Source organism: Micromonospora antibiotica (assembly GCF_017599305.1).
GTDB lineage: Bacteria > Actinomycetota > Actinomycetes > Mycobacteriales > Micromonosporaceae > Micromonospora > Micromonospora antibiotica.
Map to the genome: position 1 here is coordinate 1 of NZ_JAGFWR010000033.1, position 14,658 is coordinate 14,658.

Sequence of the window (14,658 nt, forward strand, 5' to 3'; positions counted from 1 at the left end):
AGGTGAGTGCAGGAACGGGTCACCCGGACACGCCGACGAATCCCCTAGAAGACACCACGGTCAGTCAGAGGGTGAGTCAGACCAGCCGGGTGACCCGCTCCCACATCATCACTGTCAGAGGGCTCCGGGCCCGGCGTTGACCTGCGCGTAGGAGGGAAGGTCCCCGCGTACCGGATGGCCGTCGCGGACGGCCAGGGCCGTCTCCACCGTGGCGGCGAGGGCGGCGCGGAAGAGCAGGGAACCGGTGCTGATCCGTCGTACGCCGAGCTCGGTCAGGGCGGCGACGGTGTGCCGTCCGGGCAGGAAGAGGACGTTCACCGGGACGTCGACCGCCGCCACGACGGCGGCGATGTCGGCGGGCTCCGCCAGACCGGGAACGAACACGGCGTCGGCGCCGGCGTCCGCGTACCGCCGGACCCGACGCAGGGCCTCCGTCAGGTCGCCGGGGCGTTGCCAGTGGGTGTCGGTCCGGGCGTTGACGAACAGGTGGGGTACCTCCCGCTTCACCGAGCGGATCAGCGTGGCGTGCGTGTCGGCCGGACCCATGGCGTCCTCCATGTTCACCCCGACGGCACCCGCCTGCGCCACCGCGACCGCGGCGTCGACCGAGCCGGTCTCGATGTCGACGGTGACGGCGACCGGGAGGGCCGCCAGGCTCCGGGTGAGGCGCAGGGTGTGGGCGTCGGCGGCGTTGACCCCGTCGGGCAGGCCGTTGGCGGCCGCGACGCCGAGGCTGGTCGTACCGAGCGCCGGGAACCCGGCGTCGACCAGGGCGCGGGCCGAGGCGACATCCCACACGTTCGGCAGGACCAACGGATCGCCGGTGCGGTGGAGTGCGGCGAAGTCCCTCACGCCCGCGCCGCCGTGGTGGTCGGTGGGCCGGACGGAGAGTCGTTCAGGACGGCGTGAGGGCAGCTGGTCGGCATGTGGTGCACCCTACGACCCGCACCGCGCGACGACCGGCCGGCCGGAGCACGGCCCCCCGCACGCCGCCGCCGACCCGCGAGGACCCTCTCTCCGGCGGCCGTGCCTGGTCACCGGCGATCGACGGGCGGGGTGTGCGTCGAGGCCCTAGGGTGGCGGCTCTGGCCGGCCGATCGAGGGAGAGACCGTTGTCGCCGTCGTACCACCCCGCCCGTCGGCGCAGCGCCGTCGTCGCCCTGAGTCTGGTCGTCGGGCTCGTCGGCTGCGCCGCGCCCCGGGCCGAACGGGCGCAGCCGCCACCCGTGCGGGTCGAGGAGACCCAGGAGAGCCTGCGCGACGGCAGCGCCTCGCCCGCCCCGGCCGGCCCCCGGCCGGCCTGGTCGGCACCGGTGCGGCGGCTGGACCAGGAGTTGGCCGAGGTCGGGCAGTTCATCGTCGTGCCCGACGAGCGGGAACTGCGCGCCGTGGACCGCGCCACCGGGCAGGACCGGTGGCGGCACCCGTTCACCACCGGTTACCGCTACGTGGTCGTCGGCGGGTCGATCGTGGCCGGCGACAACGACGACGGCGGTGTGGAGGTGCTCGACGCGGCCACCGGCGTCACCCGGTGGCGGGCGGCGGAGACCCAGGACGTCGTCGTCGACGACCGGGCCGTCTACGCCCGCGAATGCGCCGGCACCGGCAGGTCGGCGACCTGCGCGATCATCGGCCGGGACGTGCAGACCGGTCGCCGACTGTGGAAACTGCCCTCCGACCGGTTCGCCCGGGTGAGCGACGTGACCCTCGGCGCACGCACGCCGTACGCGCCGGCTGCCGGCCGGTACGTGGCGGTACGGCTGAGCACGTCCGACCGCCCGGCCACCTACACCCCCGTCGCCCCGACCACCGGCCGGACCGGTGCCGGGCGGCTGCCGAACCGGGCCTGGTACGGGTTCGTCGCCGGTGACCTGCTGGTGAGCACCGACAACGATCCGCCCAAGGGTGACCAGCGTTGCACGGTCAGCATCACCAGCGTCCAGGCGGCCAGTGGAGGCCGGGGCTGGTCCGGGGTGGTCTACAGCGGGCGCCGGGAGAACGGCGAGTGCGCCAAGCGGCTGGTCCACGACCGCAGCGGGCAGACCCTGATCGGCAGCGGCACCCGGCTCGTCGCGGTCACCGCCGACGAGCGACCGCAACTGGTGGACCTGCGCACCGGCGCGACGGTCTGGAAGGGGGCCGTCGCCGGCGTACCGATCGATGGTGACGACCGGTCGGTGCTGGTGCGCGACAAGGCCGACACGGGCGGGTTGGCGTTGCTCGACCTGGACACCGGCGCGTCCCGGTGGACCGCGCCGGATCCGGCGCTGCCCGGCACGTCGGCGAGCTGGCGGTCGGCGGTCACCGGGGGACTGGTGGCGGTCAGCGGGGCCGAGGACGGCCGACCGCAGGTGCTGGTGTACGACGTCGGCACCGGTCGTGAGCTCGGCCGCTACCCCGGCTGGCTCGCCGGGGCGGGGCGGGACTGGGTCGCGGTCAGCCACTCCGGCACCGGCGGTCTCGCGGTGGACCTGCACACCTTCTGAACCTGACGACCGGGCACCGGGCGGCGACGTGCCCCGGCGGAATCCGCCGGGGCACTCAGCTCACCGCCGTCGGCGGCCAGGATGGCGTCGGGGCAGTGCGGTCGACTCGGTCGCCGACCGGTCAGTCGTCGTCACCGTCGTCCGAGTCGTCATCGTCATCGTCGTCGTCCTTGCCGGACCTGTCGTCGTCGTCCGCCTTCTCCTGCTCGGACTTGACGACGGCGCCGCTCTCCCGGTCGACCTCGACCTCGTGCTCGGTGTCGCCGTTGATGATCTCCACGCTCCAGACCGGGCGGCCCTCCTCCTGCTCCCGCTCGATCTCGGTGATCTGACCAGCGCCCACCTTGGCCAGGGCGATCTCGCCGGCACGCTGCTGGCTGACCGCGTCGTCGGTGGTCGGGGCGCTGCTGCCACCGGGAGCCGGCGAACCGGTCGTCGGCGTGCCACCGGGCGTGCCGGGCGTGGCGGCGGTGGCACTCGGGTCGACCGGGGCGGGAGCGGTCGTCTCGGCGGTGGGCGTGGCGACCGGCGCCCGTTCCGCGGCGGACACGCCGAGCGCCGTGCCGGTGACGGCGAGGACGACGGCGCCGCCCGCGGCCGCCAGGAGCAGGGATGTGCGCTTCATGGTGCGTACCTCCGGGGTTTCTCGGTTGTTGCAGTGAGCGTGCCCCGGCGGTGGATAGCGGCGCGCTGTGCCGACCCTAAGCTCCGGTTAAGGACGACCCGGGCGGTCCGAGCCGGAGTGTCACGACCGCGCCGCCCGCCGCGCCACCGCCCAGGTCGAGCTGTCCGCCGCTGGCCTGCGCGGCGCGGCGGGCGATGTCCAGCCCGAGACCGGTCGACCCGGCCCGGCTGGCACCCCGCTCGATCAGGCCGGCCGGGATCCCCGGTCCCGCGTCGGCGACGGTCAGGGCGGCGCCGGCGGCCTCCCGGGTCAACCGGACGGTGAACCCGGTGCCGTCCGGGGTGTGCGCGAAGACGTTGCCCAACAGGGCGTCCACGGCCGCGGCCAACTCGTCGGCGGGCACCCCGACCGGCAGCGGCCCGGCCGCGAGGTCGAGGTCGACCGTGCGGCCGGTGTCCTCGGCCAGCACCGACCAGAAGGCGACCCGTTCGCCCACGATCGCGGCGGCGTCGGCGGTGACCGTGCCGGGACCGGTGTCGTCGGGGACGCTGCGCCAGCGGGCCTGCCGGATCAGGCCGGTGACCGCCCGCTCCAACCCGTCCACGGCCGCCGCCACCCGGGCCGCGTCGTCCGGGTCGCGCAGCGACTCCGCCTCCAGCCGGAGCGCGGTCAGCGGCGTACGCAACCGGTGCGACAGGTCGGCCACCTGCTCGCGTTCCTCGCGCAGCAGCACCTGGATCCGGGCGGCCAGGTGGTTGAGCGCACCGGCGACCTCGCGCAGTTCCGGTGGGCCGGCCGGTTCGGCGCGGGCGGTCAGCTCGGCGTTGGCCAGCCGGTGCGAGACCGAGGAGAGTTCGGTGATCGGCCGGACCAGGGTGCGGGCCAGCCGGTCGGCGACGGCGAGGCCGAGCAGCACGAGCACGATGCCGAGCGCGGCCAGCACCAGCCAGGCGCGGGCCACCCCGGCGGTGACGTCGGCCCGGGGCACCACGGTGCGGATCACTCCGGTGCCGTCGGGTCGGCCCTGCACCGCGATCACGATCTCCCGACCGCCGTCCAGCTCCGCGGTGAGGCTCTGGCCCCGGGCGGCGAGGGCCACCGCGGGGGTACGCGGTTCCTGCGCGCCGAGCACCGTGCCGTCGGGCAGGTAGACGCTGACCGGTCGACCCGACTCGGCGGTGAGCTGCTCCACGGTCAACCGGATCGTCGCGGTGTCGGCGGTGCCGACCACCGGCACCAGCCCCTGCACGTCGGCGGTGGCCCGGACGGTGGCCCGGTCCTCGGCGACCGTGCGCACCAGCAGGGCCAGCGGCACCAGGAAGGCGACCAGGGTCAGGCAGGTGGTCGCCGCGACCAGGAGCGCCAACCGCCGTCTCATCCGTCCTCCTGTCCGGCCGCACCCCGGCGGCCCCGCCGCAGGGGTGGGCGAGCCTGCTCGCGGGCCACCGCGCCGGGTGGGGCAGGTGCACCACAGCTTGGCAGGCTAGCCGGTCCGCCGGCGGCCGGGTCGTTCGTTAACCCTCGTTTATCCTCGCGCCGTGCTGGGCTTGGCGGTCGATCCGGCATAGTCGGGGCATGGGTCGTCGCACGTTCCTCGCCACCGCCGGCTGGCTGGCCGCCGCCGTGCTCGCCACCCTGATCGGGGTGGCCGCGATCCGGTTGGTCGGCGAGAGCATCACCGGCACCCCCGGTGGGGTGCGCAGCCAGGCCGAGGTCGAGCGGGCGTTGGCGGCGCCGGCCCCGGCGACGCCGGCCACCGCGTCGCCGGGGCCGGCGGGTCCCGGGCCGTCGTCGGCCGCGGCCTCCTCGACGCCCGGCCTGCGCCGCAGCTTCTCCACCCCGGGGGGTACGGCGGTCGCCGAGTGCGTGGGGGCCGACGTGCGGCTGGTCTCCTGGGCGCCGGCGCAGGACTACCGGGTCAAGGACGTGGACCGGGGGCCGGACGACGACGCCGAGGTGACCTTCGCCGGCCCGGCGGGGGAGTTCGAGGTGAAGGTCGGCTGTATCGGCGGCGAGCCGGTGGCCCGCCCGGGGGACGGCGACTGACGGACCTGCGGGCGGGCAGGCGCACGGTCAGGTCGGTTCGACCCGTCGATACGGCGAGCAGCGTCGATGCCTTGACACTCCTGATGCGATCGCTAACACTGATCTGCAATGCGTACGTAACAACCAGGATACTTCGGCAGCACTCCCGCGAAGTGCTCTGGAACTGCTCGTTCGGCACGTCACCCAGACCGGGGTCGGGAGTTCCCGGGACGGACCCGCCCCGCCGCTCTGTTAACGCTAACAAGCGGGCGACTCGTAACGGCGGTGTCCGGCCTCGGCGGCAACCGTGGGCCCGGTCGACCGCCGTGGGGCGGCCCCGGTGCGGGGTGGCCCGGGGAGCGGGGTGGTCGGTCGCACCGGTGTCGTGCCACGGGTGGGGGAGACCGTCGGCCAGGCCGGAGGTCTCCCGTCGTTGTCCGTTGCCGAGGACACCCGGACGACCCCGTCCGTGGTCCGACCCCAGAGAGGCCAGGTCACGTGATCGACCAATTCCTGCCCCGGACCCCGGCGCGTACCGGGGACGTCCCGGCACCGTCCCGCCGTGTCCGGTCGCCACGTCGGCTGCTGGTCGCGCTGCTGGCCGCGGCGACCGCGCTGGTCGGCGGGGTGGTGGTCGCGTCGTCGCCGGCCACCGCCGCCACCAGTGCGTTCCGGGGCATGAACTGGGCCGTGCTGGGGGACAACTTCAGCACCGGCCCGCTCGTCGTGCAGGGTCTCAGCGCGTCCGACAGCAACGCGACGGTACGCGCCAAGGCCAACGCCCTCTACGACGACATGGCCGCCACCATGGGGATCAACACCGTGCGGCTGCCCGTCAACACCCACACGGTGGGAACGGCGTGGTGGGAGGCGTACCGGGGTGCCATCGACGCCGCCACCGAACGTGGTTTCAAGGTCATCCTGGCCTACTGGGAGGACGGCGCCGCCTCCGGCGGCCGGATCACCAACCTCGGCGCGTGGAACGCGATGTGGACCACGGTGACCAACACCTACGGCTCGAACCCCAACGTCTACTTCGAGCCGATGAACGAGCCGCATGGCTACAGCTCGACGGACTGGCGCAACGTCGCGGCGAACTGGCTCAGCTCCCACCCCTCGGCATCGCCCGGCCGGGTGCTGATCGGCGGCACCGGCTTCAGCCAGGACCTGCGGGACGTCTGCAACGACAGCCGCTTCAACGCGACGTTGCTCTCCTTCCACCACTACGCGTTCTTCTACAGCGAGATGAGCTACGACGCCTTCCGCAGCCACATCCAGACCCGCCTGGGCAACTGCGCCTCCCGTGCGGTCGCCACCGAGTGGGGCGCGCCGATGAACGACGGCCGCAACTACGCCGACGCCAACAGCACCGACAACTTCGTCCGGCACATCCGGGCGATGGCCCAGGTGATGCGGGACAACCAGATGGGCGGCACCTACTGGCCCGCCCTCGGTGGCAAGCCCGGCACCATCGGCTACGACTGGTACTCGATGTACGCGCTCACCGGCACCGGCACCGACCTCAACCTGACCGTCCGCAACCCCTCCGGCGCCGACCGGGTCCGCTACGGGTGGGGTGACGCCGTCGGCGGTGGCCCCACGACGCCGCCCCCGAGCACCGGGACGTACTACCGGGTCACCGTGCGGCACAGCGGCAAGGCCATGGACGTGCAGCAGCCCAACACCGACAACGGCGCGCGGGTCGGCCAGTACACCTACGCCGGCAACGCCTGGCAGCAGTGGCAGTTCGTCGACGCGGGCAGCGGCTGGTGGCGGCTGGTCAGCCGGCACAGCGGAAAGTGCCTCGACGTGACCAGCGCCTCCACGGCCGACGGTGCCGAACTCATCCAGTACACCTGCGGCAGTGGCACCAACCAGCAGTTCCAGATGGTCACCAACGGCAGCTACTTCCAGCTCCGGGCCCGGCACAGCAACAAGTGCGTGGACGTGCCGGCCTCGTCGACCGCCGACGGCCAGGTGCTCAAGCAGTACACCTGCAACACCGGCGCCAACCAGCAGTGGTCCCGCACCACCGTCTGACGACGTGACGCCGGGGGTCGGAACCGGACGGGCGGCTCAGCCGTCGGCCGGTCCGGCCCCCGGGCCGTCGTCCACCGTGGGGAACGAGACCTGCACCCGCAGCCCGTCCCCGCCACGGGCGGACGCGGTGATGATGCCCTCGTGGGCCCGGGTGATCGAGCGGGCGATCGACAGGCCGAGGCCCGCGCCGCCGCTGTGGTCGATGCGGACACCGGACCTGCGCCGGAACGGCTCGAACAGGGCGGCGACCTCGTCCGGTGGCACGTCGTCGCCGGTGTTCTCGACGACCAGCGCGGGCTCCGTGCCCACCCGGACCTCCAGGGTCCCGCCGGGCCGGTTGTACTTCACGCCGTTCTGCACCAGGTTGGCGACGAGCCGCTCCAGCAGCACCTGCTCGCCAACGACCAGCCGTGGGCTCAGTTGGCTGGTGATCGTGACGTCGGCCCCGTCGGCCCGGGCCCGGTGGGCGTCGAGCACCGTGGCGACGATCCGGTCGAGCCGCAACGGGGTACGGGTCAGCAGGCCACGGTCGCTCTCGCTGAGCACCAGCAGCCCCTCGATCAGGCGTTCGTTGCGTTCGTTGGTCTCCAGCAGTTGCGCGGTGAGCAGCGCGAGCTGGTCGTCGTTGAGACTGCGGGCCATGCCGACCTCGATCAGGGTGCGCTGGACGGCGAGCGGGGTCCGTAACTCGTGTGACGCGTCGGCGGCGAACCGGCGCTGGGCCTCGTAGCCCACCGCGATCCGGTCCATCATCTCGTCGATGGTGCGGCCCAGGACGGCCAGTTCGTCGCGGCCCGGGCCGGGCTTCAGCCGGTGCCCCAGATTCTGCGGGCCGACGTTGGCGATCACCGGGGCCAGGTCCCGCAGCGGACGCAGGCACCAGCGGACGGCCGGGTGGCAGGCCGCCAACATGATCAGCAGCACGATCGTCAGAGCGATCGCCTGCGGAATGCGGGGCCGCCGGAACACCTGCACGCAGGCGAACGAGGCGTCACCGTCCGGCGCCTGCCACGCGGGCCTGGCGCACCAGGACGGGCCGAACTCCCGCCACAGTGACAGCAGCAGGTCGGCGGCCGGCGTCACCAACGGGGCGGCGAGCAGGAGCACCCCGACGACCAGGAGCATCCGCCGGGCCGGGGAGGGGAACCTCATGCGCCGAGCCGGTAGCCGACGCGGGGGAGGGTGTGGATCACCGGCGGGTCGCCGAGCTTGCGGCGCAGCGTCATCACGGTGGTCCGTACCGTGTTGGTGAACGGGTCGGTGTGCTCGTCCCAGGCCTGCTCCAGCAGGTCCTCGGCGCTGACCACCCGGCCAGCGGCGCGCATCAGCACGTGCAGGACGGCGTACTCCTTGGGGGACAGCGAGAGCACCAGCCCGTCGCGGGAGGCGGTGTGCCGGGTGACGTCCAGCACGATGCCGTCCTGCTCCAGCACCGGGGGCAGCGCCGGCGTCGAGCGTCGCGACAGCGCCTGCAACCGGGCGGCGAGTTCGGCGAAGGCGAACGGTTTGGTCAGGTAGTCGTCCGCGCCCAGGCCGAGACCCTCGACCCGCTGGCGGATGCCGGCCGCGGCGGTCAGCAGCAGCACCCGGGTCCCGGTGCCGGAGCCGGCGATCCACCGGCACACGTCGTCACCGGTCTGGCCGGGCATGTCCCGGTCGAGCACGGCCACGTCGTAGCGGTTGACCGCGAGCCGTTCCAGGGCGCTGTCGCCGTCGTAGACCACGTCGACGGCCATGGACAACCGGCGTAGCCCCTCGGCCACCATGTCGGCCAGCACCCGCTCGTCGTCAGCCATCAGCACCCGCACTACGTCTCCCGCCGCTCGTTCCAGGGTGTCCGGGACCGTCGGCAAGGCTGACACCCGCCGGATAAAGAACCGATAAGGGTGCCGCTGACGCGGCACCCACGGCTGGCCCCTCAGCATCGGAGCAGTTCCTGCTCCCGATCGCACAGGTTGGTGACACCTTGCTCCGACTCGCCACGAATTGTGTCATGGTCGCGCTGGCCGCCACCGCGCTCACCCTCGCCCCCGTCGGTGTCCGGCCGGCGGCGGCGATCGCCCACGGTGAGGACGCGGCCGACGGCGCGTACCGGTTCTCGGTGCGGCTGACCATGGTCGACCTGCCGGTCGCCGGTGGCGGCACCCGGGACAGTTGGTGCTCCGGCGCGTTGGTCGCGCCCCGCTGGGTGATCACCGCCGGGCACTGCTTCCGCAGCCCCGGCGGGCAACGCGTCAGCCGGGTCGTGGCCCGCCGGACCCTGGTCACGGTGGGCCGGACGACCCTCGACAGTCGGGCCGGCCACCAGGCCGAAGCCATCGCGGTCCGCCAGTCGGACGCCGCCGACGTGGCCCTCGTCGAGTTGGACACCCCGATCACCGGCGTGGCGCCGCTGCGGATCGGTGACACGCCGCCGGTGCCGGGTGAGGTCGTCCGGCTGACCGGCTACGGCCTGACCACGGCCGACGGGCCGGCCCCGGCGGACCGGCTCCAGACCGGGCAGTTCACCGTCGGCCGGGTGGGTGCCGACGTCATCGAGACCTCCGGCCGGCGGCCCCGGGCGGACACCAGCCCGTGCCCGCACGATTCCGGTGGACCCTACTTCCGGGAGCGGGCGGACGGCACTGCCGTCCTGGTGGCGGTGGTCAGCACCGGCCCCGGATGCCCGCATCCGGGACCCGACTTCAGCGCCCGTACCGACACTCTCCGGGACTGGATCACCGACACGACCGACCCGGCCAACCGGCCTTCCCGCTGGGTGCCGGTGGGTGTCGGCGCGGTCCTGGCGCTCCTGCTGCTCCCGGTGGCGCTGGTGACGCGCCGCCGTCGCCGCACGGCACCGGTGCCGGCGCGGGCCGGGCGCGGCGTCGACCGGGTAGGGCGGCGGCCCGGCCGGGTGCGGTAGTCGTCGACCTCGATGCGGTACGGGCGGATTCCGCAATCCCGCAGGTCGGAGCCGAGTGCAGGGGCGAATTCGAGCCTTGCGCGGCCCGCCCCGCAGGTGTACAACTATCGCAGCTAGGTACACACCTAGCTTTCGGTGGTATGTAACAGTGGGAGCCGGGTGTGGACCGCTTAAAGATCGGTGTCGTCGGGATCGGGGTCCAGGGGCAGCTGCACGCCCGCGCGTTGCGCGACGTGCCGCAGGCCGAACTGGTCGCGGTCGCCGACATCTCACCGCGCAACCGGGACTGGGCCGAGACGCACCTCGGCGTCCGGGCCGTCCCCGAGCTCGGCGACCTCCTCGACGCGGTCGACGCGGTCAGCATCTGCACGCCGGACCACCTGCACGAGGACGCGACCCTCGCCGCGCTCGCGGCGGGCAAGCGGGTGCTGCTGGAGAAGCCGATGGCACTGTCCAGCGCCGGTTGTGACCGGATCATCGCCGGCCGGCCCGACCCCGACGCGCTGATGATCGGCCAGGTACTGCGCTTCGACCCCCGGGTGCTGCGGCTGCGGGAGGTGGTGCGGTCCGGCGAACTCGGCGACATCTGGCACGTCAAGGTGTGGCGGTGCACCTCGCAGGCGGTCGGCGAGGGGATCTGGGACCGTACCTCGGTCGCCTGGTTCCTCGGCATCCACGACGCCGACCTGCTCCGCTTCGTGACCGGCCGGGAGGTCGAGGTCACCGGAGCCGTCGGCCGCAAGGTGCTGTCGCCCAGCCACGACGTCGTGCACGCCACGATCCGATTCGACGACGGCACCATCGGCACGATGGAGAACAACTGGACGCTGCCGCACTCCCGGCCGTCGCGGGCCGACGCCGGCCTGCGGATCGTGGGCGAGCACGGCATCCTCGAGATGAACCTCTCCCACAACGACCTGATGTACGCCCGCCGCGACGGTGTGGCCAGCTTCATGGACACGTACTTCTGGCCCAGTCGCGACGGCGGCGGCGCCTACAACCTGCGTACCGAGTTGGCGGCCTTCGTCGACGCCGCGCTGAGCGGCGGACCGACGCCGGTCAGCGGTGAGGAGGGCCGGGCCGCCGTCGCCGTCGTCGAGGACATCGAGGCGGCCCTGGCCGGCGGCCCGGTGTCGCCGCCGCCCGGCAGCTGAGAGGTCGGGATGCTGCGTTACGCGCTACGTCGCCTCGCGATCTCGGTACTGGTGCTGTTCGGCGCGGCGACGGTGGTCTTCTTCGCGATGCGGGCGGTCTCCGGCGACCCGGCGACCGCGGTGCTCGGGCCGGACGCCGACCAGGCGGCCGTCGAGGCGCTGCGCCGGGAGTACGGACTGGACGCCCCACTACCCATCCAGTACGTTCAGTTCCTCCGCCGTGCCGTCACCCTCGACTTCGGTGAGTCGTTCCGGCTCCACGACGCCGCGACGAACCTGGTGCTCACCCACCTGTCGGCCACGGCCGCCCTGGCGCTGACCGCCTTCGCCATCGCCCTGGTCCTCGGGTTCGCGCTGGGCACCCTGGCGGCGACCCGGCCCAACGGTGTGCTGGACCGGGTGGTCTCGGTGTTGTCGATGCTCACCCAGTCCCTGCCGACGTTCTGGGTCGGCATCATGCTGATCCTGGTCTTCTCCCGGTTCCTGCACCTGCTGCCCAGCTCCGGTGCGGCCTCCCCGGCCGCGATGATCATGCCGGCGGTGACGCTGGCCCTGCCACTGCTCAGCGTGGTGCTCCGGTTGGTCCGGTCCGGACTGCTCGACGTGCTGCACGAGGACTACGTGGTCACCGCCCGGGCCAAGGGTCTGTCCGAGACCCGGGTCGTCGGCTGGCACGCGATGCGCAACATGCTGATCCCCGTCGTCACCGTGGCCGGCCTGGAGTTCGGCAGCCTGCTGGGTGGGGCGGTGATCGTCGAGACCGTCTTCGCCTGGCCCGGGGTGGGTCGGCTGATGACCGACGCCATCGCCGCCCGCGACTACTCGGTCGTGCAGGCGTGCGTGATCACGGTCGCGGTGATCTTCATCGTCATCAATCTCATAGTCGACCTGCTGTACGTCCGGCTGGACCCCCGGGTCCGCGAGAGCGTCTGAGAGGTGACCAAGGTGTCTGACGGCGTACCCGGCTCGGCCGTGCTCGGCGCACCGGTCGTGCCCACCGGCGACGGCCGCCCCGACGGGTCGGACGCCCCACCGGTCGTCGTGCCCCGCCGCCGGCGTCGTCGGCTGCGACTGTGGATCCCCCTCGGGGTGATCGCCGGCTATCTGGTGGCCGGGGTGATCGGGCCGCTGATCGCCCGGTACGACCCGATCGCGACCTCCGTCGCCGACCGGCTGCTCCCGCCGGGCAGCCGGATGTCCGACGGCGGCCTGGCCCTGCTCGGCACCGACCAGGTCGGCCGCGACCTGCTCCCCCAGATCATGCAGGGCGCCCGGATCTCGTTGCTGGTCGGCGCGGCGACCCTGCTGCTGGCCGGCACGGTGGGCGCCGCCCTCGGCATCCTCTGCGGCTACCTCGGCGGGGTGGTGGACGCGACCGTCATGCGGCTGGCCGACATCCAACTGGCCTTCCCGTCGATCCTGCTCGCCGTCTTCGTCGCCGGCGTGCTCGGTTCCAGCGTCACCAACGTCGTGCTCACCCTGTCCATCACCACCTGGCCGATCTTCGCGCGGGTGGCCCGGGCGCAGACCCTGGCCACCAGGTCCCGGGACTTCGCCAACGCGGCGCGCACCCTCGGCGCGGGGCCGTGGCACGTCGTACGGCACTGCGTGCTGCCCGCGGTGGCCAGCCCGCTGCTGGTCATCGCCACCGTCCAGCTGGGCTTCGTCATCGTCGCCGAGGCGTCGCTGAGCTTCCTGTCCCTGGGCATCCCGGCCGGCACGCCGAGCTGGGGCACCACCATCGCCAACGGCCGCGACTACCTGGCCAGCGCCTGGTGGATCGCCACCCTGCCAGGCCTGGCCCTGGCCGTCTTCGTGGTCTGCGTCGGTGTGCTCGGCGACGAACTGCGGGACCGCTCCGATCCGAACCTCTCCACCCGTTAACCGTCAGCGAAATGGGAAGACATGAGATCTCCGACCACCCGAATCGGTGCGCTGGCCCTCGCCGGCGTACTCGGACTGACCGCCTGTTCCTTCGGCACCGACGACCGGGCCGGTAGCGGCGGCGACGGCGCCACCACCCTGCGGGTAGCCAACCCGACCCCGGTGGTCTCGCTGAACCCGTTCGCCGCGAACTCGGCCGACCAGCCCACCCTGACCGTCGTCCAGGAGGTCTTCGAGACCCTGGTGGTGCGCGCCGACGGGAAGATCGCCCCGAAGCTCGCCGAGAGCTGGACCAATCCTGACCCGCTGACCTGGCAGTTCGTGCTGCGAAGCGATGTCACGTTCGCCGACGGGACGCCGCTGACCAGCGCCGACGCCAAGGCGTCCCTCCAGGCGCTGATCGACGGCAAGGGGCCGCTGGCCGGGCTGTGGGCCACCGTCGACGACATCCGCACCCCCGACGAGCGCACCCTGACCATCCACACCAAGAGCCAGCTCGGCACCGTGCTGAGCAACCTCACCCTGCTCTGGATCGCCCCGGCCGCCAAGATCGCCGACAGCGCGTTCTTCGACGCCCCCTACGGCACCGGCCCGTTCAAGGTCTCCTCGTTCACCGCCGGCCAGGCCGTCAGCCTGGTCCGCAACGAGAAGTACCGGGGGGAGCAGCCGAAGCTGGCCGGCATCTCGTACCGCTACATCCCGGAGGTGTCCGGCCGGGTGACGGCGTTGGCGAACAACGAGATCGACGCGACCTGGGGGTTGCCGCCGGACCAGCTGACCGGGCTGCGGGGCAACGGCGACCTGACCGTCACGTCGTTCCCGACGTACGCCAACTACTACATCTGGTTCAACAGCTCCCGTAAGCCGTTCACCGACGCCCGGGTCCGGCAGGCCATGTGGCACGCGGTCGACTTCGCCAAGATCAATAAGTCGCTGTTCGACCAGGCCGGGGCCCCGGCCACCGGCCCGCTGCCGGCGGCCATCTTCGGCTCCGCCGGCCAGAACCCGTACGCCTACGACCCGGCCAAGGCCCGCCAACTGCTCACCGCGGCCGGCTACCCGGACGGGTTCAGCACCACCATGATGTGGAGCAGCGGCTGCTGCACCAACGGCAACTCCTTCGCCGACGCGATGATCAGCGACTGGGCCAAGGTCGGCATCGTGGTCAAGCCCCAGGAACTGGAACGGGCCACCTGGCTGGACAAGCTGCTCAAGCTCGACTGGGACAGCACGATGACCACCGGCAGCACGGTCACCGGCGACGCCGACTTCACCCTGGCCCGGCTCTACCTGTCGACCGCCAAGCGCAACGGCTACGCCAACCCCGAACTGGACCGCATCCTGCTGGCCGCCCGGGCGGAACTCGACCAGGACAAGCGGGCCGCGCTCTACGCCCAGGCCGGAAAGATCGTCTGGGACGACGCGGTGGGCATCTTCCCGCTCGACCTCAACGGCAACGTCGTGCTGCGCAAGGGCGTCGAGGGATTCACCCCGACCCCGAACGACCTGCCGGACTTCGCCGGCGTCTCGCTGCGCTGA

General features: G+C 72.8%; 13 protein-coding genes. 8 read left to right on the forward strand and 5 right to left on the reverse strand.

The features are described 5' to 3' along the window. Nucleotides 1-114: 114 nt before the first annotated feature. Nucleotides 115-852: an isocitrate lyase/PEP mutase family protein gene (locus JQN83_RS30215; RefSeq protein WP_208570556.1), complete on the reverse strand. Its 738-nt coding sequence runs from the start codon at nt 850-852 to the stop codon at nt 115-117. 260 nt (nt 853-1,112) lie between these two features. Here JQN83_RS30215 and JQN83_RS30220 point away from each other — a divergent pair, with 260 nt between their 5' ends. Next, nucleotides 1,113-2,486 carry an outer membrane protein assembly factor BamB family protein gene (locus JQN83_RS30220; RefSeq protein ID WP_208570557.1) on the forward strand — a complete coding sequence of 458 codons (1,374 nt, stop codon included), beginning with the start codon at nt 1,113-1,115 and terminating at the stop codon, nt 2,484-2,486. A gap of 121 nt (nt 2,487-2,607) precedes the next feature. Here JQN83_RS30220 and JQN83_RS30225 read toward each other — a convergent pair whose 3' ends face one another. Then, a complete protein-coding gene (locus JQN83_RS30225) occupies nt 2,608-3,111 on the reverse strand; it encodes a PepSY domain-containing protein (RefSeq protein WP_208570558.1) in 504 nt (167 codons plus the stop codon). Between the two features lie 76 nt (nt 3,112-3,187). Beyond that, entirely contained in the window at nt 3,188-4,489 is a 1,302-nt protein-coding gene (locus tag JQN83_RS30230) for a sensor histidine kinase (RefSeq protein WP_208570559.1), read from the reverse strand. Between the two features lie 197 nt (nt 4,490-4,686). Between JQN83_RS30230 and JQN83_RS30235 the strand changes: the two genes are divergently transcribed. Both JQN83_RS30235 and JQN83_RS30240 read left to right on the forward strand, forming a co-directional pair. Next, nucleotides 4,687-5,157 carry a septum formation initiator gene (locus JQN83_RS30235; RefSeq protein WP_208570560.1) on the forward strand — a complete coding sequence of 157 codons (471 nt, stop codon included), beginning with the start codon at nt 4,687-4,689 and terminating at the stop codon, nt 5,155-5,157. Between the two features lie 477 nt (nt 5,158-5,634). Then, nucleotides 5,635-7,176 (forward strand): RICIN domain-containing protein, encoded by a 1,542-nt coding sequence (locus JQN83_RS30240; protein WP_307799911.1) that lies wholly within the window; start codon nt 5,635-5,637, stop codon nt 7,174-7,176. Between the two features lie 36 nt (nt 7,177-7,212). Here JQN83_RS30240 and JQN83_RS30245 read toward each other — a convergent pair whose 3' ends face one another. Continuing rightward, nucleotides 7,213-8,328, reverse strand: coding sequence for a sensor histidine kinase (locus tag JQN83_RS30245; protein ID WP_208570561.1), 1,116 nt, complete (start codon nt 8,326-8,328; stop codon nt 7,213-7,215). Then, nucleotides 8,325-8,984, reverse strand: coding sequence for a response regulator transcription factor (locus JQN83_RS30250; RefSeq protein WP_208570562.1), 660 nt, complete (start codon nt 8,982-8,984; stop codon nt 8,325-8,327). The genes JQN83_RS30245 and JQN83_RS30250 overlap by 4 nt, the downstream gene beginning before the upstream one ends. Before the next feature lie 185 nt (nt 8,985-9,169). Between JQN83_RS30250 and JQN83_RS30255 the strand changes: the two genes are divergently transcribed. The 5 genes from JQN83_RS30255 to JQN83_RS30275 all read left to right on the forward strand — a co-directional run bounded on the left by JQN83_RS30255 (nt 9,170) and on the right by JQN83_RS30275 (nt 14,658). Continuing rightward, nucleotides 9,170-10,081 (forward strand): S1 family peptidase, encoded by a 912-nt coding sequence (locus JQN83_RS30255; RefSeq protein WP_208570563.1) that lies wholly within the window; start codon nt 9,170-9,172, stop codon nt 10,079-10,081. A gap of 161 nt (nt 10,082-10,242) precedes the next feature. Further along, nucleotides 10,243-11,235 carry a Gfo/Idh/MocA family protein gene (locus JQN83_RS30260; protein ID WP_208570564.1) on the forward strand — a complete coding sequence of 331 codons (993 nt, stop codon included), beginning with the start codon at nt 10,243-10,245 and terminating at the stop codon, nt 11,233-11,235. A gap of 9 nt (nt 11,236-11,244) precedes the next feature. Continuing rightward, the gene (locus JQN83_RS30265; RefSeq protein ID WP_208570565.1) at nt 11,245-12,168 is read left to right on the forward strand and encodes an ABC transporter permease; all 924 of its coding nucleotides are present in this window, start codon (nt 11,245-11,247) and stop codon (nt 12,166-12,168) included. Between the two features lie 3 nt (nt 12,169-12,171). Further along, complete coding sequence (locus tag JQN83_RS33540) at nt 12,172-13,119, forward strand: ABC transporter permease (protein ID WP_208570566.1); 948 nt, start codon at nt 12,172-12,174, stop codon at nt 13,117-13,119. Between the two features lie 21 nt (nt 13,120-13,140). After that, on the forward strand, nt 13,141-14,658 hold the full coding sequence (locus tag JQN83_RS30275) for an ABC transporter substrate-binding protein (protein WP_208570567.1): 1,518 nt from the start codon (nt 13,141-13,143) through the stop codon (nt 14,656-14,658).